Source organism: Knoellia flava TL1, assembly GCF_000768675.1.
Classification (GTDB): Bacteria; Actinomycetota; Actinomycetes; order Actinomycetales; family Dermatophilaceae; genus Knoellia; species Knoellia flava.
Genome location: NZ_AVPI01000037.1, coordinates 1 through 26597, shown reverse-complemented (window position 1 = coordinate 26597; position 26597 = coordinate 1). Strand labels below are relative to the sequence as shown.

Sequence of the window (26597 nt, the reverse complement as noted above, 5' to 3'; positions counted from 1 at the left end):
CTGCGCTCGGTCGCCGCACTCGGGCTCGCCACCGCCACGACGGGTGCTCGGCGCCGGGCCGCCCGTCGGGTCGCCCTCGCGCGTGCCCCCTGGTGGCAGGTCCCCTTCCTCGCCCTCTGGGTGCTCCTCAGCTCCGTGGCCGCCGGTGTCGGCCTCCTGCTGCTCAAGAGGCCCCGCGCGGCCGTCGCGGCGTTCGCCGACGCGGGCTCGCTCGACCCCTTCCGCGTCGTCGCGGCGCGCCACCGCACCCGGGGAGGGCGGCAGCTCCGGCACCGCGACATCGACACGCTCTTCGTCCCCGCCTCGGCGATCGTGCGGCGTTCGCTCGACCGGGCCCACGAGGCGGTCATCGCCCCGTCGAGGCTGCCCGACGAGCACGTCCGCGACCCCGAGGCCTCGTCCGGGCTGGGGCGACTCCTCGTCCACCCGGCCCTCCTCGCCGTCCTCGCGTCCGTGGCCGTGGTCGTCGCCGCCGGTCGCGACATCGGCGGTGGGCTCGTGAGCAGGTTCGGCTCCGGCGTCACCGGCGGTGAGCTCGTGACGACCCGCGCCACGTCGAGCACCCTCTGGCACGCCGCCTTCGACGGCTGGCACGGCGCCGGTCTCGGTGGCGACGGTCCCGCGAGCCCGTCGCTCGCGCTCCTCGCCCTCCCCACCTGGGTGCTCGAGCAGCTGCCGGGGGCCGGCGACCTCACGTCCTCGGCCGGTGCGGTGGTCGGCGCGCTCCTCGTCCTCGCCCTTCCCCTCGCCGCCCTCTCCGCCTACGTCTCGTCGAGGGTCATCACCTCCTCGCGGTCGCGCCCGGTCCGCGGTGCCGTCGCGTTGCTGTGGGCCACGACCGGCGCTGCCGGCGCGGCGGTCGCGCAGGGACGGCTCGGTGCGCTCGTCGCGCTCGTCCTGCTCCCGCCGGTCCTCGCCGGTGTGGTCATGCTCGCCCGGCCGACCGGCACGGCGACCGGTGCCTTCGCCACGTCGCTCGGTGCGGCCGCCCTCGGCGCCTTCGCGCCGCCGCTGCTCGTCCTCGTCGTCCTCGCCTGCGTCGGAGTCGCCGTCGTCGGCGACAACGGCGCCCGGGCGCGCGCCCTCGTCCCCGCCGTCCTCGGCCCGCTCCTCCTCGGCCCCTGGCTGGCCGACGTCGTCGACGACTGGGCACTCGCCGCCACCGGACCCGGCCTGAGCCAGTGGGGGACCGCCTCCACGGAACCTCTCGCCCTCGCCCTGCTCCACCCCGGCGGCGCCGGCAGCCTCCCGTGGTGGGTGAGTGCCGTCGTCGTCGCAGCCGGTCTCGTGGGTCTCCTTGCGCCGCGCCGCGTCCGGTCCGTGGCGACGGGCGCAGCCCTCCTCGGCCTCGTGTCGCTCGCCGCCGCCCTTTTCGCACCACGGCTCGAGCTCGCTCCCACCGGGCTGGCGTCGGGACTCGCGTCGGCCCCACCGGTCACCGCGTGGTCCGGCACGTTCATCCTTCCGCTCACGCTCGCGCTGCTCGCGATGGCCGTCGTCGGCGCCGAGACCCTGCGAGGACGTCTGCGGACCGCCTCGACGGTCGGGTTCGTCCTCGTCGGGCTCGCGACGGCCGGTGCGCTCGGCTGGTTCGGGTTCGGCGAGGTGCTGCGCACCTGGTCCGACGAGCGGCCGGCCGTGGCGGTCGAGCAGGCCGACAACGACCTCGCCAACCGCACGCTCTTCGTCGACCCGGGAACGACCGGCGCGGCATACCGAATCGTGGGTCGTGAGTCGAGCTCGCTCGCCCGGTCGCTGCCCCGCGACCTCGAGCACGATGCAGCGCTCGCCGACGACGTCGCGGGCCTGCTCGACGGCACGCAGGTCAGCGCCGGGCCCCGGCTCGCCCAGCGAGCCGTCGGGTTCGTCGCCGTCGCGGAGTCCGCCGGCGAGGACGTCGCCCGCCGTCTCGACTCGGCGCCCGGCCTCTCCCGGCTCGCGAGCAGGGACGGCTACGCGTTCTGGCGTGTCGCCGCGCTGGGTGCCTCGCCCGAACGCGCCGTGGCCCCGACGAGGCTCTCCCTCGTCACCGGCACCGACCGTGCGCCGGTCGCCACCACCGGCGAGCACGGCGCGACCGAGACGACGGTCACGGCACGGGACGGCGACCTCCTCGTCGTCGCCGAGCCCATGGCGTGGGCCGCACATGCCGAGGTGAGCATCGACGGCCAGGTCCTCAGGCCGCGTGCCGACACCGAGGAGCCGACCTATGCCGTCCCCGCGGGCACGCACGACCTCGTCGTCGAGGTGACGACCGAGCACTCGTGGTGGCGACTGCTGCAGGGCATGGCTCTGGCGATCGTCGGTTTCCTCGCGATCCCCTTCGGCACGAGGTCCTTCAGGAGCAAGCGGTGAACCGCGCGCGTCTCATCGGCCCCGTGAGGCTGCTGCTCACCACGGCAGCGGCCGCCGGGCTCGTCGCCGGTGCCACCGTGTCGCCGGGGGCCGGTGCCGGCGCGGGACGCGGAGCGGCCACCCAGCGGGCCTCGACTCAGCAGCCGGTGTCGTCCGCGGCGGTCTCGTGCCCCGGTCCGGAGCTCACCGGGATCGACGATGTCGAGGACCTCGAGATCTCGCCGCAGATCGGGGCGGCCACGGCGCCGCTGGAGGTCATCGCGCCGGTGGTGCCCGCCGGGCGGGGTGTGCTCGTGTCGCGCTCTGCCGGTGAGGTGAGCAACCCGCTCCGCTCTCGAGGTGCCACCGCGACCCTGCCGACGACGGACGGCGTGGCGAGCGAGGTGTCCTCGAGTGGCGCGATGGGGCCGGGCCTCGCCGCGACGCAGGAGTGGGCAGCCGCTCGCGAGGACCTGCGGGGCCTCGTCACGGTGCCGTGCATCGCCCCCGGGTCCGAGTCGTGGCTGCTCGCGGGCGGAGGCGACCCGGGCCGACAGGAGCGCCTCGTCCTCACCAACACCGGCGCCAACGAGGTCACGGTGGACGTCGAGGCGTTCGGCCTCCGTGGACCGATCGTCTCGCCGAGCGGCTCCACCGTCGTCCCGGCCCGCGGGCGAGTGGCCCTGCTCGCCGACGCGGTCACCGGTGACGAGAGGTCCCCGGCCATCAGGGTCCGCGCCAACGGCGGCTCCGTGAGCGCCGTCCTCACCGACACGTGGCTCGACGGGTCGGTGCCGGCCGGCGCCGAGACCACCGTGCCCACGGCCGAGCCCTCCACGCGGCAGGTCATCCCGGCTGCCATGGTCTCGGGCACCGCGTCGCTGCGCATCGCCGTGCCGGGTCCCGACCAGGCCGTGGTGAGTGCGCGGTTCCTCGGACCCGACGGGGCCACGCCACTGCCCGGCGGAGGTGTCGTCAGCGTCGGTGGCCGCTCGACGGGTGAGCTCGCCGTCCCGTCGCTCCCCGAGAGCATGTATGCCGTCGAGCTCACCTCCGACGTGCCGGTGGTCGCCTCGCTCTTCGCCTCCTGGCGCAAGGGTGACATCCGTGGTGACTTCCTCTGGGCCCCGTCGACCGAGGCCGCCGACGGGCTGCTCGGGGCGGCCTATCCCAGCTCCGACGTGCCGCGTCGCCGGCTGTTGAGCGTCGTGTCGACCGGAGCGCCCGTCGAGGCCCGCGTCACGTGGAGCTCGAAGGGTCGGTGGTCGACGAGGTCGCTGGCCATCCCGCAGGACTCGTCAGCGGCTCTCGACCTCGGCGACGCCGAGTCGGTCTGGGTTCAGCGGGCCTCGGGCACCGGGCAGGTCCGGGCCGCCGTCGGCACGATGATGGGCACCGTCGAGCGGCTGGTGTCCGTGTCGCCCCTCGCGCCGAGCCCGGTGACCTCACCCGTGAGCCGCGTCTACCCGGCCTCCTTCTGACGCGACGGTCCGGCTCAGAGGTCGATCTCGGAGACCGGCACGTTGAGCAGCGCCGCCACCTGCTCGGCCACGACCTCGCGCACGATGACCGACACCTCCGCCGCATCCCGGGCCCGGGTCTCGACCGGGCGGCGATAGACGACGATCCGGTGCCCCACGGACCCTCCGACGGGGACGAGTCGACCCACCGGAGCGGCCTGCTCCTCCCACGGGGCGGGATCGGTCGGCGGGACCTCCTCGACGGCGAACTCCACTGCGGCATACCGGTTTCCGAGGTAGTCCCTTGCACGCTCCGAGACGTCGATGACGACGTCGTCGAAGGTCTCCCTGCGCGACCGCATCGCCGGCACCGGAGGCCACGCCATCGGGCCTCGTGGTCCCCGTCCGCGGCGGTCCCGGCGACGGCGGGAGGCCGGGGAGCGGGGGTCGAGGGGAGCCACGGGACGAGCCTACGGCGCGCCACCTCACCTCTGTCGGAGCGGTGTCCTAGAGTCCATGGGGTGAACGCGTCCAGGAAGTGCAGCAAGACCGCGTGCTCCCAGCTTGCGGTGGCCACCCTGACCTACGCGTATGCCGACCGGGCCGTCGTCCTCGGGCCGCTCGCGACCTATGCCGAGCCCCATTCCTATGACCTCTGCGCCGACCACGCGACCCGTCTGACGGTGCCGCAGGGGTGGGAGTTCCTCCGTCTCGAGTCCGACGGCTACGCGCCCGCTCCCGAGGTCGACGACCTCCTCGCGGTGGTCGATGCCGTGCGGGAGCGCCCGGCGAGCCAGCCCACCGTGGCGAGCGTCGTCGTCAGCGCCATGCCGGTCGCGGGCGAGCAGCGCCGCGGTCACCTCCGGGTGCTTCCCGGCAGCGGCGAGGCCTGACCCCCACTTCTTGCCCGACTGCGACACAGCGCATCGCCCGGCGCCCGCAACACACCGACTTCTTGCCCCAACGCGACACGACCCGCGGCACGACTCATCTGGTCAAGATGTCGCGGGTGGCGCGTCTGGGCAAGAGGTCGCGGGGGAGTGGCGGTGGGAGGTGGCGGGCGTCAGGCGCCGACGTAGGCCTTGAGGTGCGTGCCGGTGAGGGTCTTCGCCTCGGCGACCAGATCCGCCGGCGTGCCCTCGAAGACCACCGTGCCGCCCTCGTGGCCCGCCCCCGGTCCGAGGTCGATGACCCAGTCGGCGTGCGCCATGACCGCCTGGTGGTGCTCGATGACGATGACCGACTTGCCGCCGTCGACGAGCCGGTCGAGCAGCGCGAGGAGGTTCTCGACGTCGGCGAGGTGGAGGCCTGTCGTCGGCTCGTCGAGGACGTAGACCTCGCCCTTGTCGGCCATCTGCACCGCGAGCTTGAGCCGCTGGCGCTCGCCACCCGAGAGCGTCGTGAGCGGCTGGCCGAGCGTGAGGTAGCCGAGGCCGACGTCGACGAGGCGCGTGAGGATCGTGTGCGCCGCCGGGATCCGGGCCTCGCCCTCCCCGAAGAACGCCAGCGCCTCGTCCATCGACATCGCGAGGACGTCGGCGATGTTGCGCCCCCCGAGCGTGTAGTCAAGAACCGCCGCCTGGAAGCGCCGCCCCTCGCACTCCTCGCACAGTGACTCGACCGTCGCCATGACGCCGAGCTCGGTGAAGATGACCCCGGCGCCGTTGCACGTCTGGCAGGCGCCCTCGGAGTTCGAGCTGAAGAGGGCGGGCTTGACGCCGTTGGCCTTGGCGAAGGCCTTGCGGATCGGCTCGAGCAGCCCGGTGTAGGTCGCCGGGTTGCTCCGGCGCGACCCCTTGATCGCGCCCTGGTCGACGACGACCACGCCGTCGCGCCCGTCGACCGAGCCGTGGATGAGCGAGCTCTTGCCCGACCCGGCCACGCCGGTCACAGCAACGAGCACCCCGAGGGGGATGTCGACGTCGACGTCGCGCAGGTTGTGGGTCGAGGCGCCGCGCACCTCGAGCGTGCCCGTCGGCGTGCGCACCTCGTCCTTGAGGCGGGCCCGGTCGTCGAGGTGGCGGCCGGTGAGGGTGCCGGCCGAGCGCAGCTCCTCGACGGACCCCTCGAAGACGATCTCGCCGCCCGCCGAGCCCGCCTGCGGACCGAGGTCGACGACGTGGTCGGCGATGGCGATCGTCTCGGGCTTGTGCTCGACGACGAGCACGGTGTTGCCCTTGTCGCGCAGGCGGATGAGCAGGTCGTTCATGCGCGCGATGTCGTGCGGGTGCAGCCCGATCGTCGGCTCGTCGAAGACGTAGGTGACGTCGGTGAGCGAGGAGCCGAGGTGGCGGATCATCTTCGTGCGCTGCGCCTCGCCACCGGAGAGCGTGCCGGCGGGCCGGTCGAGCGAGAGGTAGCCGAGCCCGATCTCGGTGAACGAGTCGAGCAGGTGCTGCAGCCCCTTGAGCAGTGGCTTCACCGAGGGCTCGTCGAGCCCGCGGACCCAGTCGGCGAGGTCGCTGATCTGCATCGTGCAGACGTCGGCGATGGACTTGCCATCGATGCGCGACTTCAGGACGTCGGCGGTGAGGCGGGTGCCCTCGCACTCGGGGCACTGCTGGAAGGTCACGGCACGCTCGACGAACCGGCGCACGTGGGGCTGCATCGCCTCGGGGTCCTTGGACAGCATCGACTTCTGGATCTTGGGGATGATCCCCTCGAAGGTGAGGTTGATGCCCTCGACCTTGATCTTGGTCGGCGGCGCATAGAGCATCGTCTCGAGCTGCTTGGCGGTGAACTTCTCGATCGGCGTGTCCATGGGCAGGCCCATGCCCTCGAAGAGCCGGCCGTACCACCCGTCCATCGAGTAGCCCGGCACCGTGAGCGCGCCCTCGCTGAGCGACTTCGACGCGTCGTAGAGCGCGGTCCGGTCGATGTCGCTCACGTGCCCCATGCCCTCGCAGCGCGGGCACATGCCGCCGAGGTAGACCTGCTGCTGCGCGACCCGCTTCTCGGTGTGGCCGCCCTTCTCGGTCGTCATCACCCCGCTCGCCTTCCGCGTCGGGACGTTGAAGCTGTATGCCGTCGGCGGACCGACGTAGGGGTCGCCGATGCGGCTGTAGAGGATGCGCAGCATGGCGTTGGCGTCGGTCGCCGTGCCGACGGTCGAGCGCGGGTTGGCGCCCATCCGCTCCTGGTCGACGATGATCGCCGTCGTGAGGCCGTCGAGGTGGTCGACCTCGGGTCGCGCGAGGGTCGGCATGAAGCCCTGGACGAAGGCGCTGTAGGTCTCGTTGATCATCCGCTGCGACTCCGCGGCGATCGTCCCGAAGACGAGCGAGCTCTTGCCCGAGCCGGAGACACCGGTGAAGACGGTGAGCCGTCGCTTCGGCAGCTCGACGCTGACGTCCTTGAGGTTGTTCTCGCGCGCGCCCTGCACGCGGATGAGGTCATGGGTGTCGGCGGCATGCGGCTGCGTGGTCACGAGCACACGCTAGTGGCAGGGGCTGGCGGGTCACCCGCCCTTGTAGGGTTCCTGCGTGCCTCCCCACAACCTCGCCGAGTTCGTCAAGGCCTACGACGTCCGGGGCCTCGTCCCCGAGCAGCTCGACGTCGACGTCGCGTGGGCGATCGGGGCGGCGTTCGCCGAGGTCGTCGTCGAGCGTGAGGGTGGCACCGGGTGCGTCATCGGGCACGACATGCGTGAGACCTCACCCGAGCTCTCCCGCGCCTTCGGCGCCGGGGTGACGAGCCGCGGCATCGACGTCACCCACATCGGACTCGCGAGCACCGACGGCCTCTACTTCGCGAGCGGTCACCTCGACCTCGCGGGCGCGATGTTCACCGCGAGCCACAACCCCGCGGCCTACAACGGCATCAAGCTCTGCCGCCCCGGCGCCCGGCCCGTCGGCCAGGACTCCGGGCTCGCGGACGTCCGCGACCTCGCCCAGGAGCTGCTCGACGGCACCGGCGAGATGCGCGACGCGGAGGAGGGCACGACCACCGACCGTGACGTGCTCGCCGACTATGCCGCCTTCCTGCGCCGGCTCGTCGACCTGTCCGGCATCCGCCCGCTCAAGGTCGTCGTCGACGCCGGCAACGGCATGGGCGGGCACACCGTCCCCGCCGTCCTCGAAACCGCCGCCGGCCTGCCGGCCCTGCCCCTCGAGGTCGTCCCGCTCTACTTCGAGCTCGACGGCACCTTCCCCAACCACGAGGCGAACCCGCTCGAGCCCGAGAACCTGCGCGACCTCCAAGCCGCCGTGGTCGACCACGGAGCCGACCTCGGGCTCGCCTTCGACGGCGACGCCGACCGCTGCTTCGTCGTCGACGAGCGCGGCGAGCCGGTGAGCCCGAGCGCGATCACCTCGCTCATCGCCACCCGCGAGGTGGCCCGTGAGGTCGCCGCCGGCACGCCGGCCCGGGACGTCGCGATCGTCCACAACGTCATCACCTCGGCCCAGGTCCCGGAGGTCATCGCCTCCCTCGGAGCGAGGGCCGTGCGCACCCGCGTCGGACACTCGTTCATCAAGGGAGAGATGGCCCGCGCGAACGCCGTCTTCGGCGGCGAGCACAGCGCCCACTACTACTTCCGCGACTTCTGGTTCGCCGACACCGGCATGCTCGCCGCGATGCACGTCCTCGCCGCCCTCGGTGAGCAGGACGCACCCCTCAGCGCCCTCATGGCCGACTGGACGGCATACACCGCCTCCGGCGAGATCAACTCGACCGTCAACGACCAGGCCGCGAGCACAGATGCCGTGCGCGAGTGGGCGCGCGACAAGGACGTCGAGGTCGACGAGCTCGACGGCCTCACCCTGACCCACGCGGGTGGCGAGGGCGACCCGATGTGGTGGCTCAACCTGCGCGCCTCCAACACCGAACCCCTGCTGCGGCTCAACGTCGAGGCAGCCGATGCGGACACGATGGCCGCGATACGCGACGATGTCCTCAGCGTCGTCCGCGGCGCCGCGAGAGGAGACAGCTGATGTCAACCATGGAGCCCTGGCTGCGCGAGATCCTGCGCTGCCCCAACTGCCGGGCCGAGCTGCGCGACGAGGTCGGCGCCGACGGTCCCGAGCTCGCCTGCACGTCCGCCGAGTGCGGTCTGGTCTACCGCATCGACGACGGTGTCCCGGTCCTGCTCGTCGACGAGGGGCGCAGGCCGGCCTGACCGGCCGCGTCGCGCACACGCCGTGCCGCACCTGGACGAGGCCTTCCTCGACTCCGCCGAGGCGCTCGAGCGCCTCGACAGCCGCGGGTCGCTGCGCGCGCTCGCGACCGCCGGCGCGCAGGTGCGCCGGTCCATCGTCACTGCACGCGAGGCCGGCATCGAGCGTGTCGCCGGAGGTGACCGTCCACGCTCGGTCCTCGTCGCCTCCCTAGGGGGGTCGGCGGTCGTCTGCGACGTCCTCGACGTCCTCGCGGAGCCGGGATCGCCGGTTCCGCTGACGACCCGTCGCGAGGCTCCGCTGCCGGGCTGGATCGGGCCGCTCGACCTCGTCATCGCCGTCTCCCAGTCCGGGCGCGCGGCCGGTCCGCTGGCGCTCGCCGCCGAGGCCGCCCGCCGCGGTGCCTCGCTCCTCACCGTCGGCGCTCCGGACTCGCCGCTCGCCGACGTCTGCGCCCGTGGTCGGGGCGTTCATGTCGACGTCGCCCCCGACGTGCCGACGTCGCGTGCCGCGCTCTGGTCGCTGCTCACCCCGGTCCTCCTCGCCGCCGACGGGCTCGGCCTCATCGAGTGCCCCGAGGCGGTCCTCGAGCGCGTCGCCGACGTCCTCGACTCCCGCGCGGAGGAGTGCCGTCCCTCGTCGGAGTCGTTCGTCAACCCGGCGAAGTCGATCGCCGTCGGGCTGGCCGAGACCGTCCCCGTCGTCCTCGGAGACGGTGCCCTCACGGGTGTCGCCGCCGGACGAGCCGCAGCGATGCTCGCCCGCACCGCCCGTATGCCGGCCACCTCGGGCGCGCTGCCCGATGCGGCCGCGCAGGTGGTCGCCTGCTTCGACGGCCCGTTCAGCGGGTCCGGCGACGCGGGGCAGGGGAGGGGCGGCGACATCTTCGCCGACCCCTTCCTCGACGGTCCGCCCTCGCCGCAGCTCGGGCTCGTGCTGCTGCGCGACCACCCCGACGCGACGCCGACCTCACCGGCGACACCGGCGACGGTGCCGCCGCGCGAGCTCGCCGACGCCGTCGCCGACTCCGCGCGCGACGCCGGGGTCAAGGTCTGGGAGGTCGAGGCCCTCGCCGGCCACCCCATCGAACGGCTCGCGTCGGTCATCTCGCTCACCGACTACGTCGCGACCTACCTCGCGCTCGGGCTCGGCCTCGACCCCGCCATCTCCCGCCACGTCACCGAGCTGCGCGACCGCACGAGCTGACGCACGCTCCATCGCCGCGCCTACCGCAGCGGAAGTGTTGTGATCGCAGCACCGACGATGCGGTAGCCGCGATGTCGGTCGCCGGGTCGCCCCGCCGTCGCTCAGCGCTGGGCGAGGTCGAGGACCTCGGCCGTCGGCAGCTGCGCCAGCGCTGCGCCGTCGAGGAGCAGCTTGCTCGACCGCAGCCCGCTGCCGATGACGACCTCGCCCGCTGCGACCACAGCCGCGTCGACGAGCACCGGCCAGTCCACGGGCAGCCCGACCGGAGTGATCCCCCCGAACTCCATGCCGGTGAGCGAGACGGCGTCGTCGTGCGGAGCGAACGAGATCTTGCGGACCCCGAGGTGACGCCGGACGACGCCGTTGATGTCGGCACGGTCCGTCGCGAGCACCATGACAGCGGCGTACGTGACCTCACCGGCGCGCTTGCCCGCGACGACGACGCAGTTGGCGCTCGCCTCCGGCGCGACGTCGTATGCCGTGCAGAACGCGTCGGTGTCGGCGAGCGTCGCGTCGATGGTCGCCACCTCCGCGGCAGCCACCCCAGCCGGCACCGCAGCCCCCGCCAGAGCGGCGGCCACGGGTGGTGCGACGAGCTCGGGCGAGGACGCGGCAGGCGACCAGGACAGCGTTCCGCGGGCGGACGGCATACGGGTCAGTGGGAGTTCTTCGGCGCAGCGTCGCCGGCAGCCGGGTCGGCACTGTGGGCCGCGGACTCCTCGGCAGCGTGCTCGTCGTGCCCGCCCTTGTGCGGGATGACGTGCATGACCGCAACGACGATCGCACCCACGATGAGGCCGAGGATCGCGGAGCCGATGGTGTTGGTGACCCAGCCGAGGACGCCGCCGAGCGCGCCGGTCGCGTCGTGGACCGCCTCCTCGGCGTGGTGGACCCACTCGTAGGGGTAGTGCAGAGGCGACCAGTACTCGCTCAGCTCGTCGAGCCCGACGAGGATGATGTGCCCGCCGACCCAGATCATCGCGGCGATGCCGACGACGGAGAGGGTCGCCAGGAGCTTGGGCATCGCGGCCACGAGACCGCGCCCGAACCCGGCCTTGGCGCCGTCGCCCTTGGCAAGGTGCAGGCCGACGTCGTCCATCTTGACGATGAGCGCGACGACGCCGTAGACGAGCACGGTGATGAGCACCGCGACGACGGCCAGGATGACCGCGCGCGTCACGAAGGGCTCGTCCTTCACCTCGTTGAGCGAGATGACCATGATCTCGGCCGAGAGGATGAAGTCGGTGCGGATCGCGCCACTCGTGATCGTCGCCTCGTCGGCGACCTTGCCCTCCTCGTGGGCCTTGCCGGCGGCGTCCTCACCGTGACCGCTGACCCGCTCCCAGATCTTCTCGACGCCCTCGAAGCAGAGGTAGGTGCCGCCGACCATGAGCAGCGGCGTGAGGGCCACCGGCAGGAACTGGCTCAGCAGCAGCGCCGCCGGGAGGATGAAGAGGAGCTTGTTGCGCAGCGACCCGATCGCGATCTTCTTGATGATCGGCAGCTCGCGCTTGGGCTCGATGCCCTGGACGTACTGCGGCGTGACCGCCGTGTCGTCGACGATGACACCGCTCGCCTTGACGCTCGCGCGGCCGGCAGCGGCGGCGACGTCGTCGACCGAGGCAGCCGCGGCCTTGGCGAGCACCGCGATGTCGTCGAGCAGGGCGAAGAGTCCGCCAGCCATCAGGCCGCCTTCGGGTCGGTGGGGGAGTCGGGGTGGAGCACGCGCTCAGACTAACCGGCGAACTCCGGACGGCCCGCTCTGCGACGCGGCTCGGCCGTTCACCGTCGGCCCCTCGCTCGGGGTGCGCGCGGGACGCCGGAGGTCTAGGGTCCAGACATTCCGGTGGCTCATGGGGGGGCAGCAGGATCGCCAGCCACGGAAGGGCATCGGACACGCATCACGTCATGTTCCACACCATGTCCAAGAGGGGATGTCCATGTCTTCACACGTGTCACGCAGGGTCTTGCTCGTCGGCGGCGCCGGCGCCGGGGTCGGCGTCGTCGCCACCGTCGCCGCTCCGGCCGCCCAGGCCGCCGGCACCAACTACGCCTACCAGGTGCAGAGCAGGTACAACTACTGCTCGGCCGCATCGTCGCGGATCGCGCTCAGCTCGCCGATCCTGCGTCGCGACGCGTCCGAGAACCGCACCGTCCCGAGCCAGGACAGCCTGGCCAACAGCCTCAACCTCGACCCCTACGACGGCGACGCCGCCACGACAGGTCTCAAGGATCCCGAGCTCATCGCCAAGGTGCTCAACAACCGCTTGGGGATCGCCTCTCGCACCAACCGCTACCGGTTCCGCATGTCGCCGAGCGGCACGCTCTACACCGACCTCCAGGCCAAGGTCCGCGAGAGCATCTCGGCCGGTCATCCGGTCGTCATCAACATGAACCGGGTCGACGGCGACTACTTCGACGGCCACTACATCGCCATCGTCGGCTACGGACCCGACCGCTACCAGATCGCCGACCCCTACCGCTCGTCACGCAACGGTGTGTGGCGCGACAAGCAGGACATCGTCGACTGGAACAAGCTCAACCGCTTCACCTGGTACGGCAGCTGAGCCGGGCCGCGTGGACCGCCCGGGTCGTCCGGGCGGTCCACGCCGCTCACTCCTCCTCGTCGCGGTCCTCCGCGTCCTCGTCCTCGGCGAGGTCGTCCTCCTCGTCGTCCTCGCGCAGCGGGTCCTCGTCGTCGTCGTCCTCCTCCTGCTCGGTGAGGGCTGGGCGGGTCACCTCGCTGTCGGGGTCGACGGCGTAGTCGCCGCGGACCTCCTCCCACGTGTCGAGCTTGTCCTCGTCGAGGTCGACGCGAACCTCGTCGCTCACCTCGTCGTTGTTCGCGTCGCCCGCCCCGGAGGCGCCGTCCCGTATGCCGTCCGTCCCCGTGCCGTCGAAGGTCTTGCTCATCGTCGTGCTCCGTCCGTCGCGCCGTGTGGGTGCCCGCGAGGTGCCCCGCGGCATTCCATGTCTACCGCGTGCAGTCGGTAGAGTGGGGTCGCCGGCGCGGGTGATACCCCGCTCTCACGTGTTCGCCCAGATGGGCTGCGCCGGGTCGCACACCAGTCCTCAACGGAAGTGATTTCGCATGTCCATTGACTACAAGGTTGCCGACCTGGGCCTCGCAGAGGCCGGCCGCCACCAGATCCGCCTCGCCGAGCACGAGATGCCCGGCCTCATGAGCCTGCGCGAGGAGTTCGGCTCCTCGCAGCCGCTCAAGGGCGCCCGCATCGCCGGTTCGCTCCACATGACCGTGCAGACCGCCGTCCTCATCGAGACGCTCACCGCGCTCGGCGCCGAGGTCCGCTGGGCCTCCTGCAACATCTACTCGACGCAGGACGAGGCCGCCGCGGCCGTCGTCGTCGGACCCGAGGGCACCGTCGACAACCCGCAGGGTGTCCCGGTCTTCGCCTGGAAGGGCGAGACCCTCGAGGAGTACTGGGACTGCACCGAGCAGATCCTCACCTGGCCCGGCGAGGGCGCCAACATGATCCTCGACGACGGTGGCGACGCCACGATGCTCGTCCACAAGGGCCGTGAGTGGGAGACCGCCGGTCAGGTGCCGCCCACCACCGACGAGGACTCCGAGGAGTTCGGTGTCTTCAAGGCGCTCGTGCGGCGCTCCCTCGAGCAGGACCCCCAGAAGTGGACGAAGGTCTCCGAGGAGGTCAAGGGAGTCACCGAGGAGACCACCACCGGTGTCCTGCGCCTCTACGACCTCGCCAAGACCGGTGACCTGCTCTTCCCCGCGATCAACGTCAACGACTCGGTCACCAAGTCCAAGTTCGACAACAAGTACGGCTGCCGCCACTCGGTCATCGACGGCCTCAACCGCGCGACCGACGTCCTCATCGCCGGCAAGGTCGCGGTCGTCTGCGGCTACGGCGACGTCGGCAAGGGCGTCGCGCAGGCCCTCGCGGGCCAGGGTGCGCGCGTCGTCGTCACCGAGGTCGACCCGATCTGCGCCCTGCAGGCCGCGATGGAGGGCTACCAGGTCGCGCGCCTCGAGTCCGTCGTCGAGACCGCCGACATCTTCATCACGACGACCGGCAACTTCAACATCATCACGGCCGAGCACATGCAGCAGATGAAGAACAAGGCGATCGTCGCCAACATCGGCCACTTCGACAACGAGATCGACATGGCCGGCCTGGCCAAGATCGACGGCATCACCAAGACCGAGATCAAGCCTCAGGTGCACGAGTGGACCTTCGACGGCGGCACCAGCATCATCGTGCTGTCCGAAGGTCGCCTCTTCAACCTCGGCAACGCCACCGGCCACCCGTCGTTCGTCATGTCGAACTCCTTCACGAACCAGACGATCGCCCAGATCGAGCTCTTCACGAAGACGAGCGACTACGACAAGCAGGTCTACGTCCTGCCGAAGCACCTCGACGAGAAGGTCGCCCGCCTGCACCTCGAGGCGCTCGGTGTCGAGCTCACCGAGCTCACCAAGGAGCAGGCCGAGTACATCGGCGTCGACGTCGCCGGCCCCTACAAGTCGGACCACTACCGCTACTGAGCCACGGGCTCACCACCACACGCCAGGGCCGGGTATGCCGGGGACGCGGGTCCCCGGCATACCCGGCCTTTCGTCGTTGCCGATGTCGCCACGGGGAAGCGGCCGACCAATAGGCTGCGCTCGGCCGATCGGGCCGACTGAGGAGGCGCGCGGTGAGTGGACACGGGTTCGGCGGGCGTCAGCAGGGCGTCCTCGACGAATGGAACGACGAACGAGGCTTCGGCTTCATCTCGACTCGTGACGGGGCTGGTCGGGTCTTCGTGCACATCAGCGCCTTCCCACCCTCCCGACGGCCCACGGTCGGCTCCCAGGTCACCTACTAAGAGGTCGTGGACTCACGAGCCAGGCGTCGTGCATCGGCGGTGCGCTACGTCGGGAGCGATCGAGCGGCCACGACCCGCCGGGCGAGCACGCCGCGACGCAGGAGCGTCCGTCCGCAGTTCGCTGTCGCCCTGGCGTTCATGGCGTGCGTGCTCGTGCTCGCGTTCCTCGGCGAGGTCCCGGCATGGACGGTCGGCGGCTACGCGGCGTTGAGCGGGGTGGCGTTCCTGACCTACAGGGCGGACAAGGCGGCTGCGCGACAGGGCGCGCGGCGCACGCCTGAGTCCACGCTCCACGGGATCGACCTCCTGGGTGGCTGGCCCGGGGGACTGGTGGCCCGTCACGTCCTTCGGCACAAGACGACGAAGCAACCGTTCCGGACCGTCTTCTGGGTCACCGTCGTCGCCAACTGCGCAGCTCTCGCAGCCTTCGTCGTGGTCGGTTGACCTCGGTGGGTCAGCGTTGGGGCTCGACGTAGAACCAGTCGTCCAGGTCCTCGAGCCTGGCACCCGCGACCACCCCGGCGACCGCCTGCCAGGACCACGGGTAGGGAAAGAAGTGCAGGTGCAGGTTGAAGCTGTAGCGGTACGGCCGCTCCCTGGGAACGACGACGACGAGGGCGTCGCGTGCGACCCGCCGGAGCTCGGCGAGAGCGCGGGGGAGGTCCTGGACGTGCTCGAGGGTGTGGGTGCAGACGACCACGTCGAACTCGTCGTCGTCGTAGGGAAGCGCCTCGACGCTGGCCACCTCGAAGGTCACGCCCTCGATCTGTCGTGTTGCCTCTCCCATGACGATGTCGGAGGCCGTGACCTCGCTGGCGACTCCCGCCATGCGTGCCGCGAGCCAGCCACGCCCGCAGCCGACCTCGAGCACCCGTCGCCCGGTCACCTCACGCAGGATCGCCTCGGTGCATGCAGCGTTGAGATCCGTCTCGCCCTGGACCTCCGACCCGGCGACCCGCCTGTAGACGTCCGCGAACTCGTCCGGCGTCATGTCGAAGGCCTTGGCCTTGAACGTCATGAAGTCCCGCGCGTGCTCGCCGACCGCGAGTCGAAGGAGCGGGGTCATGAAGAGGCGGTTGTCGCGGAGCCCGGCGGGGACCCAGTTGTCGAGGACGTTTCGGACGCGCAATGAGGTGGCTCGAGACACGGGCATGCCGTCATCGTGCCGGAGCAGGTGCGACACCGGGTCGAAACGCCACGCTCATCCGTGGGGTGGACCTATCGTGTCCGCATGTCTGTCGGGGGAAGGGTGGCGCCTCCGGCAACGCAGGGCGGACCCCCCTCCTCCGGGCGCACCCGTGCTCACGCCTTCGTCGCACTGGGTGCAGCGGCAGCCGTCGCCAGCGCTGTGGCAGGACGTCCGCTTGCGTGGTTGCTCGTCACCGTCGCGACCGTGGCCGTGCCAAGGGTGGGCCTGCGCGGTGGGTTCGAGCGCTTGCCGTCGGCCGCGGTGGTGGTCGTTGCCACTCTCTGCTCGGCGAGCCTCGTCTCTGGACTGGTCGGTCTCGACGTCACGTCCTCGCCGTGGCCCGCTCGGGTCCTCCTCGGCGCTCTCGGCATCGTCCTCGTGGTCGGGGCACAGATCCTCGCCGTCGGCTCGCCGCCAACCGCGAGCCACTCACGCGTCGAGCTGATCGTCTCGACGCTGCCGGCCGGCGTCATGGCGTTGCTCTGGATCCTGATCGCCGCCAGCCCACTCGGCACGGCGACCTCGTGGTTCCTCTCGGGTGACCACCTGCGTCACCTGGCCCTGGTGACCCGGACGCTCGACGCGGGAGCCCTGGAGTACACGAGCCAGAGCTACCCGCGTGGGTGGCACGCCGCCCTGGCGCTCCTGTGGTCGTCCTCCGGCCTCGATCGCGACGCCGAGGGCCTGGCGGCGCTCATTCGCCTGCAGTCGTTGGCGACGTGGCTGGTGCTGGTGCTCATCGCGCTCGCCCTGGGGCTCACGGCGTCGACGTTGACGCGATCGCGGGACGACCGACCCTTGGTGACCGGGGCGGCGGGTTGCCTGACCGGCGCCCTGGTCGTGGGCCGGGGGTTCTTCGGTGACTACGTGCCCCGCGGCTTCCAGACCTCCCTCGTCGCGCTTCTCATCGTCTCTGCCGTCGTCCTGCGTCTGACCCGGAGCCGAAGCGACCGGGGTGCCCTCGTCGTGGCGTCCGTCGGCGTGACGCTCATGGCCCACGTGTGGCAGGTGCTCCTGCCCGTCGTCGGACTGCTGCTCGTGCTGGTGCTGCGTGAGCGCTGGCAGGCCGCCTTGCCTCGGCGCTCTCTCATCGCCGACGTGGTCGTCCTCCTTGCCACGACGGCTCTTGCGATCCCGGGAGTGCTCGGTGCGCTCCACGGCTACGGCGTCGGCGCCATCGCAGTCCCGGGTGACGTGCCACCGCCGGCACTCGGCTGGATCGTCGTGGTCGCTCTCAGCGGGGCGGTCCTCGCCATGCGCACGCCTCGCGCGCTCCTGACACCGCTCGTGGTGGCCGTGGGAGCCTCCGTCGCCACAGCGCTGGGCCTCATGCTCGTGTCGGGCGTCGGCTGGTCCTCCTACTACCCGAACAAGACCATCTGGACGGCCGCAGCCCTCGGCCTCCCTCTCGTTTGCTCAGCGGCGGCCGGTCTTCTTCCTCGGTCGGTCTCGGGCGTGTCCGGACGCGCGGTCGTCGCACTCGTGGCCTCAGTGGTCATGGGCCTGGTCACGATCTCCCTCGCGGCACCGGTCGCGGGGCTGCGCGGTGCGTGGTCAGCCGCCGACGGTGACGTCGTCATCGACACCGTGACGACTCCCGCAGCAGCGGACGCAGCCGTGGTGTGGGCCGTCGGGTCTGAGGTCGACGACGCCACCAGCCAGCTCCTGCTCGACTTCTACAGCGCGACCTCCACGACCCCACCGTTGGGGTTGGCCCCTCGTGGCATCGACGAGCAGTGCCGGCTCCTCGAGGAGGCAGGAGCGCCGCTCGTCCTGTCCGACGCCGTGGAGGCCGACGTGCGCTCGCGCTTCACCTGCGTGCCACAGCTCGACATCGTCAGGGTGGAGGCAGCACCGTGACCCCTTCTCCGGGGTGGCCCTCCGCGGCCTCCTCCGCGTCGCGGCCCGCGCCCGTGTGGGGTGGAGACCTGCCCGCAGCAGGCATCGTCATCCTGGCGACAGTCGTGTGCGTGGCGACGGTGGGGGGATGGACCGGGTGGTCCGTGCTGCGTGAACCGCTCTGGGCGTGGTGCGCCCTGGCACTCGCCGTGGCGGCAGGAGGCTCGCTCCTCGTGCGGGCAGGTCGCGCCCACGTTCCGCGCGGCGGCTTCGCGGCACTTCTCCTCCCCCTTCCCGCCTCGTCGGTCGTGGCGGTCACCGTCGTGGGTGTCGTGCGCGGCGCCCCGCGTGGGCTCGAGTGGTTCCTCAACGGAGACCACCCGCGACACGTCGTCTACGTCGCCGACACGTGGGCCCAGGGAAGCCTGACGTATGCCGTCGACGGCTATCCGCGTGGGTGGCACTCACTGTTGGCGACGCTATGGACCCTCTCCGGCGCAGGTCTGGACGCCGAGCACGTCCTGCGACTCCTGGAGCTCATGGGCGCGGCCAGCCTTCTCCTCTCCGCGTCGCTCGCCCTGGCGTTGGCCCACACGGGGCACGCGCTGGCCGGGCGACTGGGGTTGTCCTCGAGGGCGTCCATCGTCGTTGGCGTCGTCGTGTCGGCGCTCTCGCTGCTCAACGTCTTCCTGGCCAACTACCAGGCCCTGGGCTACGAGAACTCGCTGCTGGCAGCCCTCGCCGTGGTGGTCTGCTGCCGGGAGGTGCTGCTGCGGGCCGGCACGGCCTTGTCGCTGGTGACCACGGCGTCCGCGGTCGTCGTCGTGGCTCACGCGTGGCAGCTCCTTCTGCCGTCGGTGGTGCTGCCGGCGCTCTGGTGCGCCGGTGTGGCGTGGCGTTCCGGGCTCGGGCGCCGCCGGCTCGTGGTGGCTCTCCTCGCCTGCGCCACACTGGTCTTCGCAGGCCCTGGGGTCCTGGCCGTCGTCACGGGGGTCGGCCTGGACCACGCAGCCGAGCCAGGGCCTGACAGTCCGGTCCCGCTCGTGTTGCTGGTCATGGGTCTGGGTGCCTCGCTCCTGCTCGGGCTGGCGTCCCGAGACTGGCCGACGCGGTGCATCGGTGCGGTGAACGCACTGCCCGCGGCGACGGCGCTCGCCCTGGCGCTGAGCCTCGGGGTCGGACCGTTGCACTACTACCCGAGCAAGCTGCTGTGGCAGGCAGCGCTCCTCTCCCTGCCCGCGTTGGGTGTCGCCATCGCCGCGGCTGCTGTCGGTGCCGTGCGTCGCATCGGCGTCGTCCTTCTCTTCGGACGGGTCCTGGCAGTTCTCGGCGCCGTGGTGTCGGTCTATGCCCTCGCGCTGCCGTGGGGAGCGCAGGTCGGTGCGTGGTCCACTGTCGACGGTGGACGTGTCGTCACGGCTCTGGCCACGCCCAGGGCCGAGGAGGCGGTGGTCGTCTGGCTCGAGGGCTCGCCCACGACCGACTCGGTCACCCGCATCCTGCTCGACGCGTTCCGCGTCGAGTCCACCCGTGCGCGGGTGCCTCAGGCTCGCACGACGGTCGGCGAGGAATGTGCCCTCTTGCGCACCGCGTCCCGCCCACTGGTCCTGTCGACCGCGGATGAAGAGCAGGTGAGCGCGCGGTACGCCTGCGACGGAGCAGTCATCGTCGAGGTCCTCAGGGTGTCTCCTCGGACGACGGGGCACCGTTGACGAGGGTGACGCGACCCATCTGGGTTGGAGTCAGCTCCCGAAGCAGTCTCTGGGACAGTGCCGGGTCGGTGACGACGACTCGCTGGTCAGGGTCGGACAGGAGGCGCTCGATCAGTTCTGCTGCTGCCGCCGTGTTGCTGCGGTCCAGTCCCAGGACATAGAGGTCGTCGTCGATCTCACCCGCCCGGACGGTTCTCGAGCGCGTGAGCGCGTGGAACCACTGGTTGGCGTAGGCCGGGCTGAGGTCGGATTCAGCCGTGGCCACGAGCGTGGTTCTGGCGGCCATCGACGGACTCGTCACCTCACCGGAGAGTCTCAGCACCACACCAGCGCCGGATCCGGATGTGGACAGCGCCCGTTGCTGCAGCTGCTCTCGAGTGGCTGCTGCCCATGACAGGGACGACGCGGGGTAGTGCTGCAGACCGACGCCAAGACCTGCCGAGGCCACGACGGCGACGATCGCAGCGCCGAGGACTCCGACGATCGTCCTCGGTGGCCCGAGCACAGCCTGCCGTGCTGCGACCAGCTCCGCCGCAGCGACGGCCGACAGAAGGAGGCCGACGACCAGCGCCGCCATCGACACCTTCCAGAAGTAGTAGGACAGCTCGCCTGTCGCGTAGACCTGGAAGGCGCCCAGGCACACCACCTCTGCGAGGGCCGTGAGAACGATCATGAGCCCCACGCGATCAGTCGCCGAACGCCACGCGCCCGCTCCGGCCACGTGGCCACCCACCACGACCACCAACGCACCCAGGAGGACGACGACGGTGGCGGCCACGCCGACGGCGGCGACGGGACCGTCCATGACGACGTGCTCTGTCGGGGACTCCTTCACCGACTGCCAGATCATCAGGGAGCTGACGACAGCGGTGGCGGCAACACCGCAGGCGAGACCGACCTTGCGCAGCCCACGCGCCGCGCGCCACGCCGACCACACGTGCGGTCCGGCGGCGACGCAGGCGAGAGGGAGCACCAGCATCCACGAGGCTGCGACGACCACGAGGCCGAGAATGGCCGCGAGCTCGTGGGCGGCGAGGCTCGGGCGCCCGCGCACCAAGAGGTGGATGACGGGTGCCGAGAGGGTCGCAAGGAGGAAGCTGAGGTGCCCCTGCATGAGGTTGAGGGCACCTGGTACACCCAGGACGAGGCTCAGGCCCACGACGAGAACCGAGATGCGAACAGGAGTGAACGTCTGCTGGGGAATCGACTGCATCAGCGCCGCGGTCGTGAGGACGGCCAGCACGACGTAGAGGGCCCACTGCATACGGGCGTAGGTCACGAGCTCGTTCGGCACGTCCGCAGAAGCCCCCACGAAGAGCTGGCTCATGACGACGAGCAGCGAGTGGAACCACTGCGGGTACTGGTCGAAGAAGAAGCCACTCCGATCGGCAGCCTCAGGAAGGAACGGCGGTGCCGTGAGAAGCAGCCGCTGCTCCACGAACATGGAGAAGTGCGAGGCGTGGTCCCATCCTGCGGTCAGCATGCGCATGGCCGAACCGGGGTTGGCAGGCGACCGCAGCGGGGAGGCTGCAGCCATCGCCAGCAGGGCGGCGACGACGATCGTGCAGTCGCTCCGGTGGACGGCCGGCACGACCGCACGCCCGGATCGGAGGATGGACAGGGCCGAGATCGCCGAGGCCAGGGCCACGAGCGTCAGGGCCGCCGTCCGCTCGCCGATCACGGGCGGCAGCCAGATGAGGACGGGGGAGCAACCGACAAGCAGCGAGAGGTTGACTGCGATGCGGCGGTCGAGTCTCCGCGCGGTCGGCACGAGCACGATTAACGCCACAGCCCACACAGCCGTCACGGCTTCGCTCAGCGCGCACCCGAGCAGCACGATGCCGGTCACGGCAGCGAGCAGCACGGCCACCGGGCGTCGTCGTCCCACGCGTGCAGGGGCGACGCCCGCGGTCGACGGGCGCGAGTCCAGTGTCACCTGTGCGGGGACCAGGGGCTGGCTTCCTGGATGTCCAGGAGCATCGAGAAGAGCAGCAGCTGCAGGCCGCTGAGCAGGGGTGCGACGCAGAGGATGACGGTGCCCGGTGAGGCAGTGGGAGGCCCGAGCGTCTGGGAGATGATCCAGATGCCGACCAGCCCACCGAGTAATAGCAGTGCCAGACCGCTGAAGAAGAGCAGGGCCACGGCGGAGAAGGACTGGAGGACGTACTTCCACCACATGCGCGTCCAGAACCCCCGAACGAGTCGCAGGGCGATCCGTGGCCCCACGCTGGCGAGGTTCATCCCCGAGACCTCCGTCCCGTAGCGGGCCGGCACGGGCACGTCGACGGCGGGGACCCGCAGGATGTTGAGGTTGATGAGCAGGTCGTTCTCGAAGTCGTAGCGCCGGGCGATCTGGTCCCACGGGATGCGTTCGAGAGCATCCCGGTGGATCGCGGTGTAGCCGTTCTGCGGGTCGAAGAGGTTCCAGTAGCCACTCGAGGCCTTGGTGAGGAACGAGAGGGCGATGTTGCCGAAGACCCGGGCACGCGGCATACCGCTGAACGACCCGCGCCCGTAGAAGCGGTTCGCCTTCGTGAACTGCGCCCGTCCATCGGCGATGGGGTCGAGCAGGGCGGGAAGGTAGTCAGGGTCCATCTGGCCGTCACCCGCCATGACCACGCACACGTCCGCGCCCAGCTCGAGGGCGCGTCGATGGCCCGCCAGGATCGCACCGCCGACGCCCTGGTTCTGGGGAAGCGTGATCACGTGGGTGCGGTCGTCGGCGGCGTCCCGGGCGCGCTGCGCCGTGGCGTCCGGGCTGGCGTCGTCGACGACGACGACGTGGTCGACCAGAGGCGGCATGGTCCGGATGACGTCGGCGATGTGCTCCTGCTCCTTGAACGCAGGAACGACGGCGGCGACTTTCAGCTCTCTGAACATGGTGATCCTCCGGTTCAGGGGAAGACGGCACGAGTGCGTGCCTGGTCGTGGGTGCTGACGACACGAGCTGCGGTGGACGCTCGAACACGCAGGTTCTCGAAACGGGCCGAGACGCTTCGGTCTGCTGCGTTGCGCTGGGGGTCTCCGTCGACGGTGACCGTGAGCCGTTGGTAGCCGACGGGGGCGTCGACGACGAGCTCGAGTGGCGTGGGTCGGTCGGCGACGGCAGTGACGCGGGCAAGCACCTCGTCGCCCCTGCGGACGACGACGTCACGCGCGGCCGCGCCCAGGGCGGTGACGTTCATCGTCACCGTGACCCCCCTGACCGTCTCGCCGGACAGGTTCGAGGTGGTGATGCCCGCGCGAGGTCCGCTCTCCTGCGAGACGTCGCGGTCGTCGACCGTGATCGCGCCGGCCACGAGCCCGACGACGACGGGGCTGAGCAGCCTCTCACGGTCCGCAGCCGTGCCGCGTGCGTCGTCGGGCAGCACCCAGGCCTGGAGGCGACCGTCGGGCGTTCGAGCCACCGGCGCGCCGAGCCGTGACGTCAGGGCGGTGACGGCGGGGGAGCCGGGGTCCACCCCGGCACCGTCGACCTCGACGGCGCAGAACCCCGCAGCGCGAAGTCCGGCGACGAGCGCGCTCGGGTCGGAGAGCTCGATCCCGACGGTCCAGTCGCCCGCGCGAGTGCCGCTCATGCCGCCATGGCTCCAGGCGAGGCGCCGGTCGGTGAGGTGCTGCACCAGCTGGGCGTTGGCCTCGTAGCCCTGAGGGAGGTATCCCTCGGGAAAGCGCATGACAGGGAGCTGGAGGACACCGCAGCCGGTCGACGTGGCAGCGGCGAGGGACCCGGTGTAGTCACGTATGCCGTCCAGCTGGGTGGCGATGTCGTCGTACCTCGGTGCGCGAGAGGGGTTCGTCTGGTCGAGGACCCCGACGACGAGGGTGAGGGCGGCGAGTGCCACGGCCATCCTGCGTCCTCGTGGCCGGCTGAGCCAGTGACCCACCGCGAGCAGGCCGAGAAGGAGCAGCACGAGCGACAGACGAGACCACGCCCGCAGCTGGGGCGTCGCGAACAGCGCGACGACGCTGCCGAGGCCGCCGACCGTGTAGAACGCGGCCGTCGCCACCCACATGGCTGTCCAGAGGCGGAGCCGCTCCGGCGCACGGTTCCCGCTCGTGAGTGACCTGAGGCCCACGAGCACCAGTGCCGTGGCCCCCACGACGCCCACGATCCCCAGGGCCAACGTCTCGGTCACCGGGCGGCCGGCGTCCCGATAGGCCTGGGTCAGCGCGGCAAGGGGTTCGACACGGTGCCCCTCCCACGGCAGCAGGAGGTCGATGAGACGACCCGCGTACCGCTCCGACTCGAGGGCGGTCCTCGTGGCGGGGCGCGGGCCGGTCGACGAGGTGCCGGCCATGCCGATCTTCGCGGCGACGAGCGGGAGGGCGGTCACTGCGGCGAGCCACACCATGCTGATCAGGCCACCCCGCAACGATCTGGCTCGTCCGGTGCTGCCCGGCCTCAGCACGAGCGCGACTGCGAGCAGGATGAGGGTGAAGCCGGCGTAGTAGGCGCCGCTGAGGCCGACGAGGGTGAGCGCGAGCAACGTCAGCACGAAGCGGCGCCCGCGTGGCTGTCCGGGCGCCAGGGGGCTCCTGCCCCTCGCCACGCCGAGGGCCACCCAGACGCCGAGGGGGAGGGTCCAGTAGGACGCCAGCCAGAGGTGCTCGAAGCGCTCGGCGTGGTAGGGAGCCGCGGCGAAGAGCACGGCGACGACGACGGAGGCCGGGCGGCGAAGTCGCTCGCTGCGGGCGAGCAGGTAGGTCGTCAGTGCGACGAGGGGATAGCCGAGGAGGAAGTAGGCCGAGCCCGTCGTGGCCGCGTCCCCGCCGAGGAGTCCGAGCGCCTTCACCCCGAGCACGTGGATGACGTTGAGCTCGGGGAAGAAGGAGGCGTTCTGACCCCACGGGAACCCCACGAACGCGCTCTCCCAGAACCACCCGTGGACGAGGATCTCGTCGATCTGGGTGAGGACGACAGGGCTGTCACCGACCAGCGATGGCGGCACGCCGGGCCGCCACTCCCACGCGCGCAGCGACACCACGCCGACGACCGTGGCAAGGACGGAGGCGACGACGCCACCGACGACATCGGCGTGGCGCCACCACGGCCTCTGCGAGCTCCCCCGGCTCATCTCAACACCCACAGGCGGAAGTCTGGGTCCTCGGCTGCGACTGTCCACGCAGGCTCGCGCGCGAGCGCGGCGTCGAGGGGCCGGCGTCGGTCGGCGAGGACCGCAGTCACCCCGTGCTCCGTCGCGTAGTCCTGCCAGCCGGGACGGGCCTCCTGAAACCCTTCGTATGCCGTCGCGACCGGCAACGAGTAGACCTCGGCACGGAGGTCGCGCAGGGGTCGCCGGTCAGGGTGGGCCCATTCGGTCCAGCCCACGGCGCGACCGTCGACCGCGAGCACCGCCTGGGGTGGCAGGTTGCTCAGGGTCTGCGACACGGTGGATGACACCGGCGGCTCCCCGATGCCGCGGGTCAGGTGCAGCGCCCCGAGGCCGAGCGCCACGACGAGGGCGAGCACCCAGGCGGCGACCTCACCCGACGCCCGTGCTGCCGGAACTCGAGTCTCACCGCGCTGCGCCTCGGTGTGGGCTCTGCGTCGGCGACCGAGCAGGCCGGTCATCCCGACGGCCACGGCCGGAGCCAGCACGACGGCGCCCACCGCGATCGTCCGCACCATCCACAGGCCGAGGCCGGCGGCGACAACCACGGTCAGAGCGCGCGTCCAGCGCCTGCGTGACGATCTCAGCAGCCCCAAGAGGGCGATGACGCACCCGACAAGCAGCACGAGCAGGAGCGGGTTGCCGGCGGAGGGGCGCTGCCACTCGTTGGCGGTGAGGCGGGCGACCGACGAGACGTTGAAGGGCTCGACGACCGCGCTGATCCCCAGTGGCGTCAGGAGTGCAACGCCGAGACCGAGACCGGGGACAGAGGCCGCGAGGAGCCGGGCTCGCCCGCTCCAGCAACCGTCGAGGAGTCCTCCCACCAGGAGCACACCCTGGACGGCGAGCCCCAGGATCCACGAACCATGAACCATCGTCCAGACCCACACGACCGGGACGCAGGCCCATGGAACGGTGCCCAGTTCGGAGGCTCGCCACCACAGTGCGGTCACGATGGCGAGCAGCACCATGGCGGCGAGCTGCGGTCGCTCGCCCCAGGATGCACTGGCCGCGAACATCGACAGTGCGCTGCCACAGAGTGCTGCGGTGGGTCCCACGAGGCTTCGACACGCCGTCGCGATGACGGCACCAAGCGCGACCACGAGGAGGAGCCGGACGGTCTGGATCGCCGCGATCCCACCGACGTCGTGGACCCAGGACATGAGGAGCTGCGCGAGCCACTGCGTCGGGACGTACGGACGGTCGGCCAGCGCCGTCAACGGATCCGGTTGAGGCCCGAAGCGCTCACCGGCACGGAGCAGGTCGCCGATGCGGAGGTGGAGCCAGAGGTCGACGTCGGGGGCGTCCCGAACGCTCAGCACCAGTCCGGGCACGGCGCCGGCGACGAGCGCGGCGACCCACATGCGCAAGGGCAACGACCGACGTCGCCCGACCCGTGCCAGATTGGCAGGGGAGGACCCGGAGACCTCCATCGCTCCCCCTTCGATGTGTCGTACGACCCGAGTGCACACCCTAGGGTCCAGAGGCTCCGGGGTCCTCCGGATCTGAGCCGGTAGTAGGTTCAGACTCCCCCATGACTATTTCGGGTCAGTTACAACCGGGGCTCATGGGCTATGTGAACTAGCCATTTTCTGTGCGGTAACACAGAATTGCCACAGGTTGTCTACTGACGAGAACTATTTCTCCACTTTTTCGCGATTCGGGCCCTTCGGCGCACGTTCAGCGGCAGTATCAACCTCGGTCCTCCACCCAACACGCTCTGAAAGGCACCACCATGACCACCGCTCTCACCAAGGCACTCGTCAAGCTCCGCACGATGC

22 protein-coding genes are annotated in these 26597 nt (G+C 71.2%); 12 read left to right on the top strand and 10 right to left on the bottom strand.

What is annotated here, in order from left to right; translation table 11 throughout:
• The coding region (locus N798_RS18410; protein ID WP_035948859.1) for a hypothetical protein at positions 1–2355 on the top strand (2355 nt) is incomplete at its 5' end.
• Positions 2352–3815, top strand: coding sequence for a DUF5719 family protein (locus N798_RS12195; protein ID WP_035948857.1), 1464 nt, complete (start codon positions 2352–2354; stop codon positions 3813–3815). The genes N798_RS18410 and N798_RS12195, both read left to right, overlap by 4 nt.
• A gap of 14 nt (positions 3816–3829) precedes the next feature.
• Here the strand turns inward: N798_RS12195 and N798_RS12190 are convergent, their stop codons facing one another.
• Positions 3830–4180 carry a metallopeptidase family protein gene (locus N798_RS12190; RefSeq protein ID WP_229708664.1) on the bottom strand — a complete coding sequence of 117 codons (351 nt, stop codon included), beginning with the start codon at positions 4178–4180 and terminating at the stop codon, positions 3830–3832.
• A gap of 135 nt (positions 4181–4315) precedes the next feature.
• Here N798_RS12190 and N798_RS12185 point away from each other — a divergent pair, with 135 nt between their 5' ends.
• Positions 4316–4687, top strand: coding sequence for a DUF3499 domain-containing protein (locus N798_RS12185; protein WP_035948856.1), 372 nt, complete (start codon positions 4316–4318; stop codon positions 4685–4687).
• Between the two features lie 170 nt (positions 4688–4857).
• On the opposite strand, the gene N798_RS12180 is transcribed toward N798_RS12185, so the two are convergent.
• Entirely contained in the window at positions 4858–7221 is a 2364-nt protein-coding gene (locus N798_RS12180) for an ATP-binding cassette domain-containing protein (RefSeq protein WP_084100630.1), read from the bottom strand.
• Positions 7222–7276: 55 nt separating this feature from the next.
• Between N798_RS12180 and N798_RS12175 the strand changes: the two genes are divergently transcribed.
• The 3 genes from N798_RS12175 to N798_RS12170 are packed head-to-tail and all read left to right on the top strand — an operon-like array spanning position 7277 to position 10114.
• Positions 7277–8725 (top strand): phosphomannomutase/phosphoglucomutase, encoded by a 1449-nt coding sequence (locus N798_RS12175; RefSeq protein ID WP_035948853.1) that lies wholly within the window; start codon positions 7277–7279, stop codon positions 8723–8725.
• Positions 8725–8910, top strand: a complete 186-nt coding sequence (locus N798_RS17455; protein WP_052117280.1) for a Trm112 family protein — start codon at positions 8725–8727, stop codon at positions 8908–8910. The genes N798_RS12175 and N798_RS17455 overlap by 1 nt, the downstream gene beginning before the upstream one ends.
• Before the next feature lie 22 nt (positions 8911–8932).
• Positions 8933–10114: an SIS domain-containing protein gene (locus N798_RS12170; RefSeq protein ID WP_035948852.1), complete on the top strand. Its 1182-nt coding sequence runs from the start codon at positions 8933–8935 to the stop codon at positions 10112–10114.
• Between the two features lie 101 nt (positions 10115–10215).
• Here N798_RS12170 and N798_RS12165 read toward each other — a convergent pair whose 3' ends face one another.
• Together N798_RS12165 and N798_RS12160 are read right to left on the bottom strand one after the other, a co-directional pair.
• Positions 10216–10764 (bottom strand): YbaK/EbsC family protein, encoded by a 549-nt coding sequence (locus tag N798_RS12165; protein ID WP_035948850.1) that lies wholly within the window; start codon positions 10762–10764, stop codon positions 10216–10218.
• Positions 10765–10769: 5 nt separating this feature from the next.
• Positions 10770–11798, bottom strand: a complete 1029-nt coding sequence (locus N798_RS12160; protein WP_052117278.1) for a DUF808 domain-containing protein — start codon at positions 11796–11798, stop codon at positions 10770–10772.
• Between the two features lie 256 nt (positions 11799–12054).
• On the opposite strand from N798_RS12160, the gene N798_RS12155 reads away from it, so the two are divergent.
• Positions 12055–12681 carry a C39 family peptidase gene (locus N798_RS12155; protein WP_188450438.1) on the top strand — a complete coding sequence of 209 codons (627 nt, stop codon included), beginning with the start codon at positions 12055–12057 and terminating at the stop codon, positions 12679–12681.
• 46 nt (positions 12682–12727) lie between these two features.
• Here the strand turns inward: N798_RS12155 and N798_RS12150 are convergent, their stop codons facing one another.
• A complete protein-coding gene (locus tag N798_RS12150; RefSeq protein WP_156971725.1) occupies positions 12728–13027 on the bottom strand; it encodes a hypothetical protein in 300 nt (99 codons plus the stop codon).
• Between the two features lie 178 nt (positions 13028–13205).
• On the opposite strand from N798_RS12150, the gene ahcY reads away from it, so the two are divergent.
• From ahcY to N798_RS17450, 3 genes are all read left to right on the top strand, one after another.
• Complete coding sequence (gene ahcY, locus N798_RS12145) at positions 13206–14639, top strand: adenosylhomocysteinase (protein WP_035948847.1); 1434 nt, start codon at positions 13206–13208, stop codon at positions 14637–14639.
• Positions 14640–14791: 152 nt separating this feature from the next.
• Positions 14792–14962, top strand: a complete 171-nt coding sequence (locus tag N798_RS18990) for a cold shock domain-containing protein (protein ID WP_188450439.1) — start codon at positions 14792–14794, stop codon at positions 14960–14962.
• A gap of 6 nt (positions 14963–14968) precedes the next feature.
• Positions 14969–15406: a DUF1294 domain-containing protein gene (locus N798_RS17450; protein WP_229708665.1), complete on the top strand. Its 438-nt coding sequence runs from the start codon at positions 14969–14971 to the stop codon at positions 15404–15406.
• A 10-nt stretch (positions 15407–15416) separates the two neighbouring features.
• Here N798_RS17450 and N798_RS17445 read toward each other — a convergent pair whose 3' ends face one another.
• Positions 15417–16115 (bottom strand): class I SAM-dependent methyltransferase, encoded by a 699-nt coding sequence (locus N798_RS17445; RefSeq protein WP_156971724.1) that lies wholly within the window; start codon positions 16113–16115, stop codon positions 15417–15419.
• Positions 16116–16355: 240 nt separating this feature from the next.
• Here N798_RS17445 and N798_RS12130 point away from each other — a divergent pair, with 240 nt between their 5' ends.
• A complete protein-coding gene (locus N798_RS12130; protein WP_156971723.1) occupies positions 16356–18011 on the top strand; it encodes a hypothetical protein in 1656 nt (551 codons plus the stop codon).
• Between the two features lie 110 nt (positions 18012–18121).
• A complete protein-coding gene (locus N798_RS12125) occupies positions 18122–19702 on the top strand; it encodes a hypothetical protein (protein ID WP_156971722.1) in 1581 nt (526 codons plus the stop codon).
• Here N798_RS12125 and N798_RS12120 read toward each other — a convergent pair.
• From N798_RS12120 to N798_RS12105, 4 genes are read right to left on the bottom strand one after another with little or no spacing between them, the layout of a single operon-like run.
• Entirely contained in the window at positions 19668–21590 is a 1923-nt protein-coding gene (locus tag N798_RS12120; protein WP_156971721.1) for a hypothetical protein, read from the bottom strand. The genes N798_RS12125 and N798_RS12120 overlap by 35 nt on opposite strands.
• Before the next feature lie 44 nt (positions 21591–21634).
• A complete protein-coding gene (locus N798_RS12115) occupies positions 21635–22582 on the bottom strand; it encodes a glycosyltransferase family 2 protein (protein WP_035948841.1) in 948 nt (315 codons plus the stop codon).
• Between the two features lie 14 nt (positions 22583–22596).
• Positions 22597–24780 (bottom strand): hypothetical protein, encoded by a 2184-nt coding sequence (locus N798_RS12110; RefSeq protein ID WP_035948840.1) that lies wholly within the window; start codon positions 24778–24780, stop codon positions 22597–22599.
• Positions 24777–26180, bottom strand: coding sequence for a hypothetical protein (locus N798_RS12105; RefSeq protein WP_035948839.1), 1404 nt, complete (start codon positions 26178–26180; stop codon positions 24777–24779). The genes N798_RS12110 and N798_RS12105 overlap by 4 nt, the downstream gene beginning before the upstream one ends.
• Between the last annotated feature and the right edge of the window lie 417 nt (positions 26181–26597).

Excerpts from the sequence above, each read along its gene's own strand:
- ahcY (WP_035948847.1), top strand. The coding sequence starts at position 13,206 with ATGTCCATTGACTACAAGGTTGCCGACCTGGGCCTCGCAGAGGCCGGC.
- N798_RS17455 (WP_052117280.1), top strand. The coding sequence starts at position 8,725 with ATGTCAACCATGGAGCCCTGGCTGCGCGAGATCCTGCGCTGCCCCAAC.
- N798_RS12105 (WP_035948839.1), bottom strand. The coding sequence starts at position 26,180 with ATGTGGGTCGCCGCGCTCGTCGCCGGCGCCGTGCCCGGACTGGTGCTG.
- N798_RS12115 (WP_035948841.1), bottom strand. The coding sequence starts at position 22,582 with ATGTTCAGAGAGCTGAAAGTCGCCGCCGTCGTTCCTGCGTTCAAGGAG.
- N798_RS12190 (WP_229708664.1), bottom strand. The coding sequence starts at position 4,180 with ATGGCGTGGCCTCCGGTGCCGGCGATGCGGTCGCGCAGGGAGACCTTC.
- N798_RS12165 (WP_035948850.1), bottom strand. The coding sequence starts at position 10,764 with ATGCCGTCCGCCCGCGGAACGCTGTCCTGGTCGCCTGCCGCGTCCTCG.
- N798_RS12155 (WP_188450438.1), top strand. The coding sequence starts at position 12,055 with ATGTCTTCACACGTGTCACGCAGGGTCTTGCTCGTCGGCGGCGCCGGC.
- N798_RS12160 (WP_052117278.1), bottom strand. The coding sequence starts at position 11,798 with ATGGCTGGCGGACTCTTCGCCCTGCTCGACGACATCGCGGTGCTCGCC.
- N798_RS12150 (WP_156971725.1), bottom strand. The coding sequence starts at position 13,027 with ATGAGCAAGACCTTCGACGGCACGGGGACGGACGGCATACGGGACGGC.
- N798_RS12110 (WP_035948840.1), bottom strand. The coding sequence starts at position 24,780 with ATGAGCCGGGGGAGCTCGCAGAGGCCGTGGTGGCGCCACGCCGATGTC.
- N798_RS17445 (WP_156971724.1), bottom strand. The coding sequence starts at position 16,115 with ATGCCCGTGTCTCGAGCCACCTCATTGCGCGTCCGAAACGTCCTCGAC.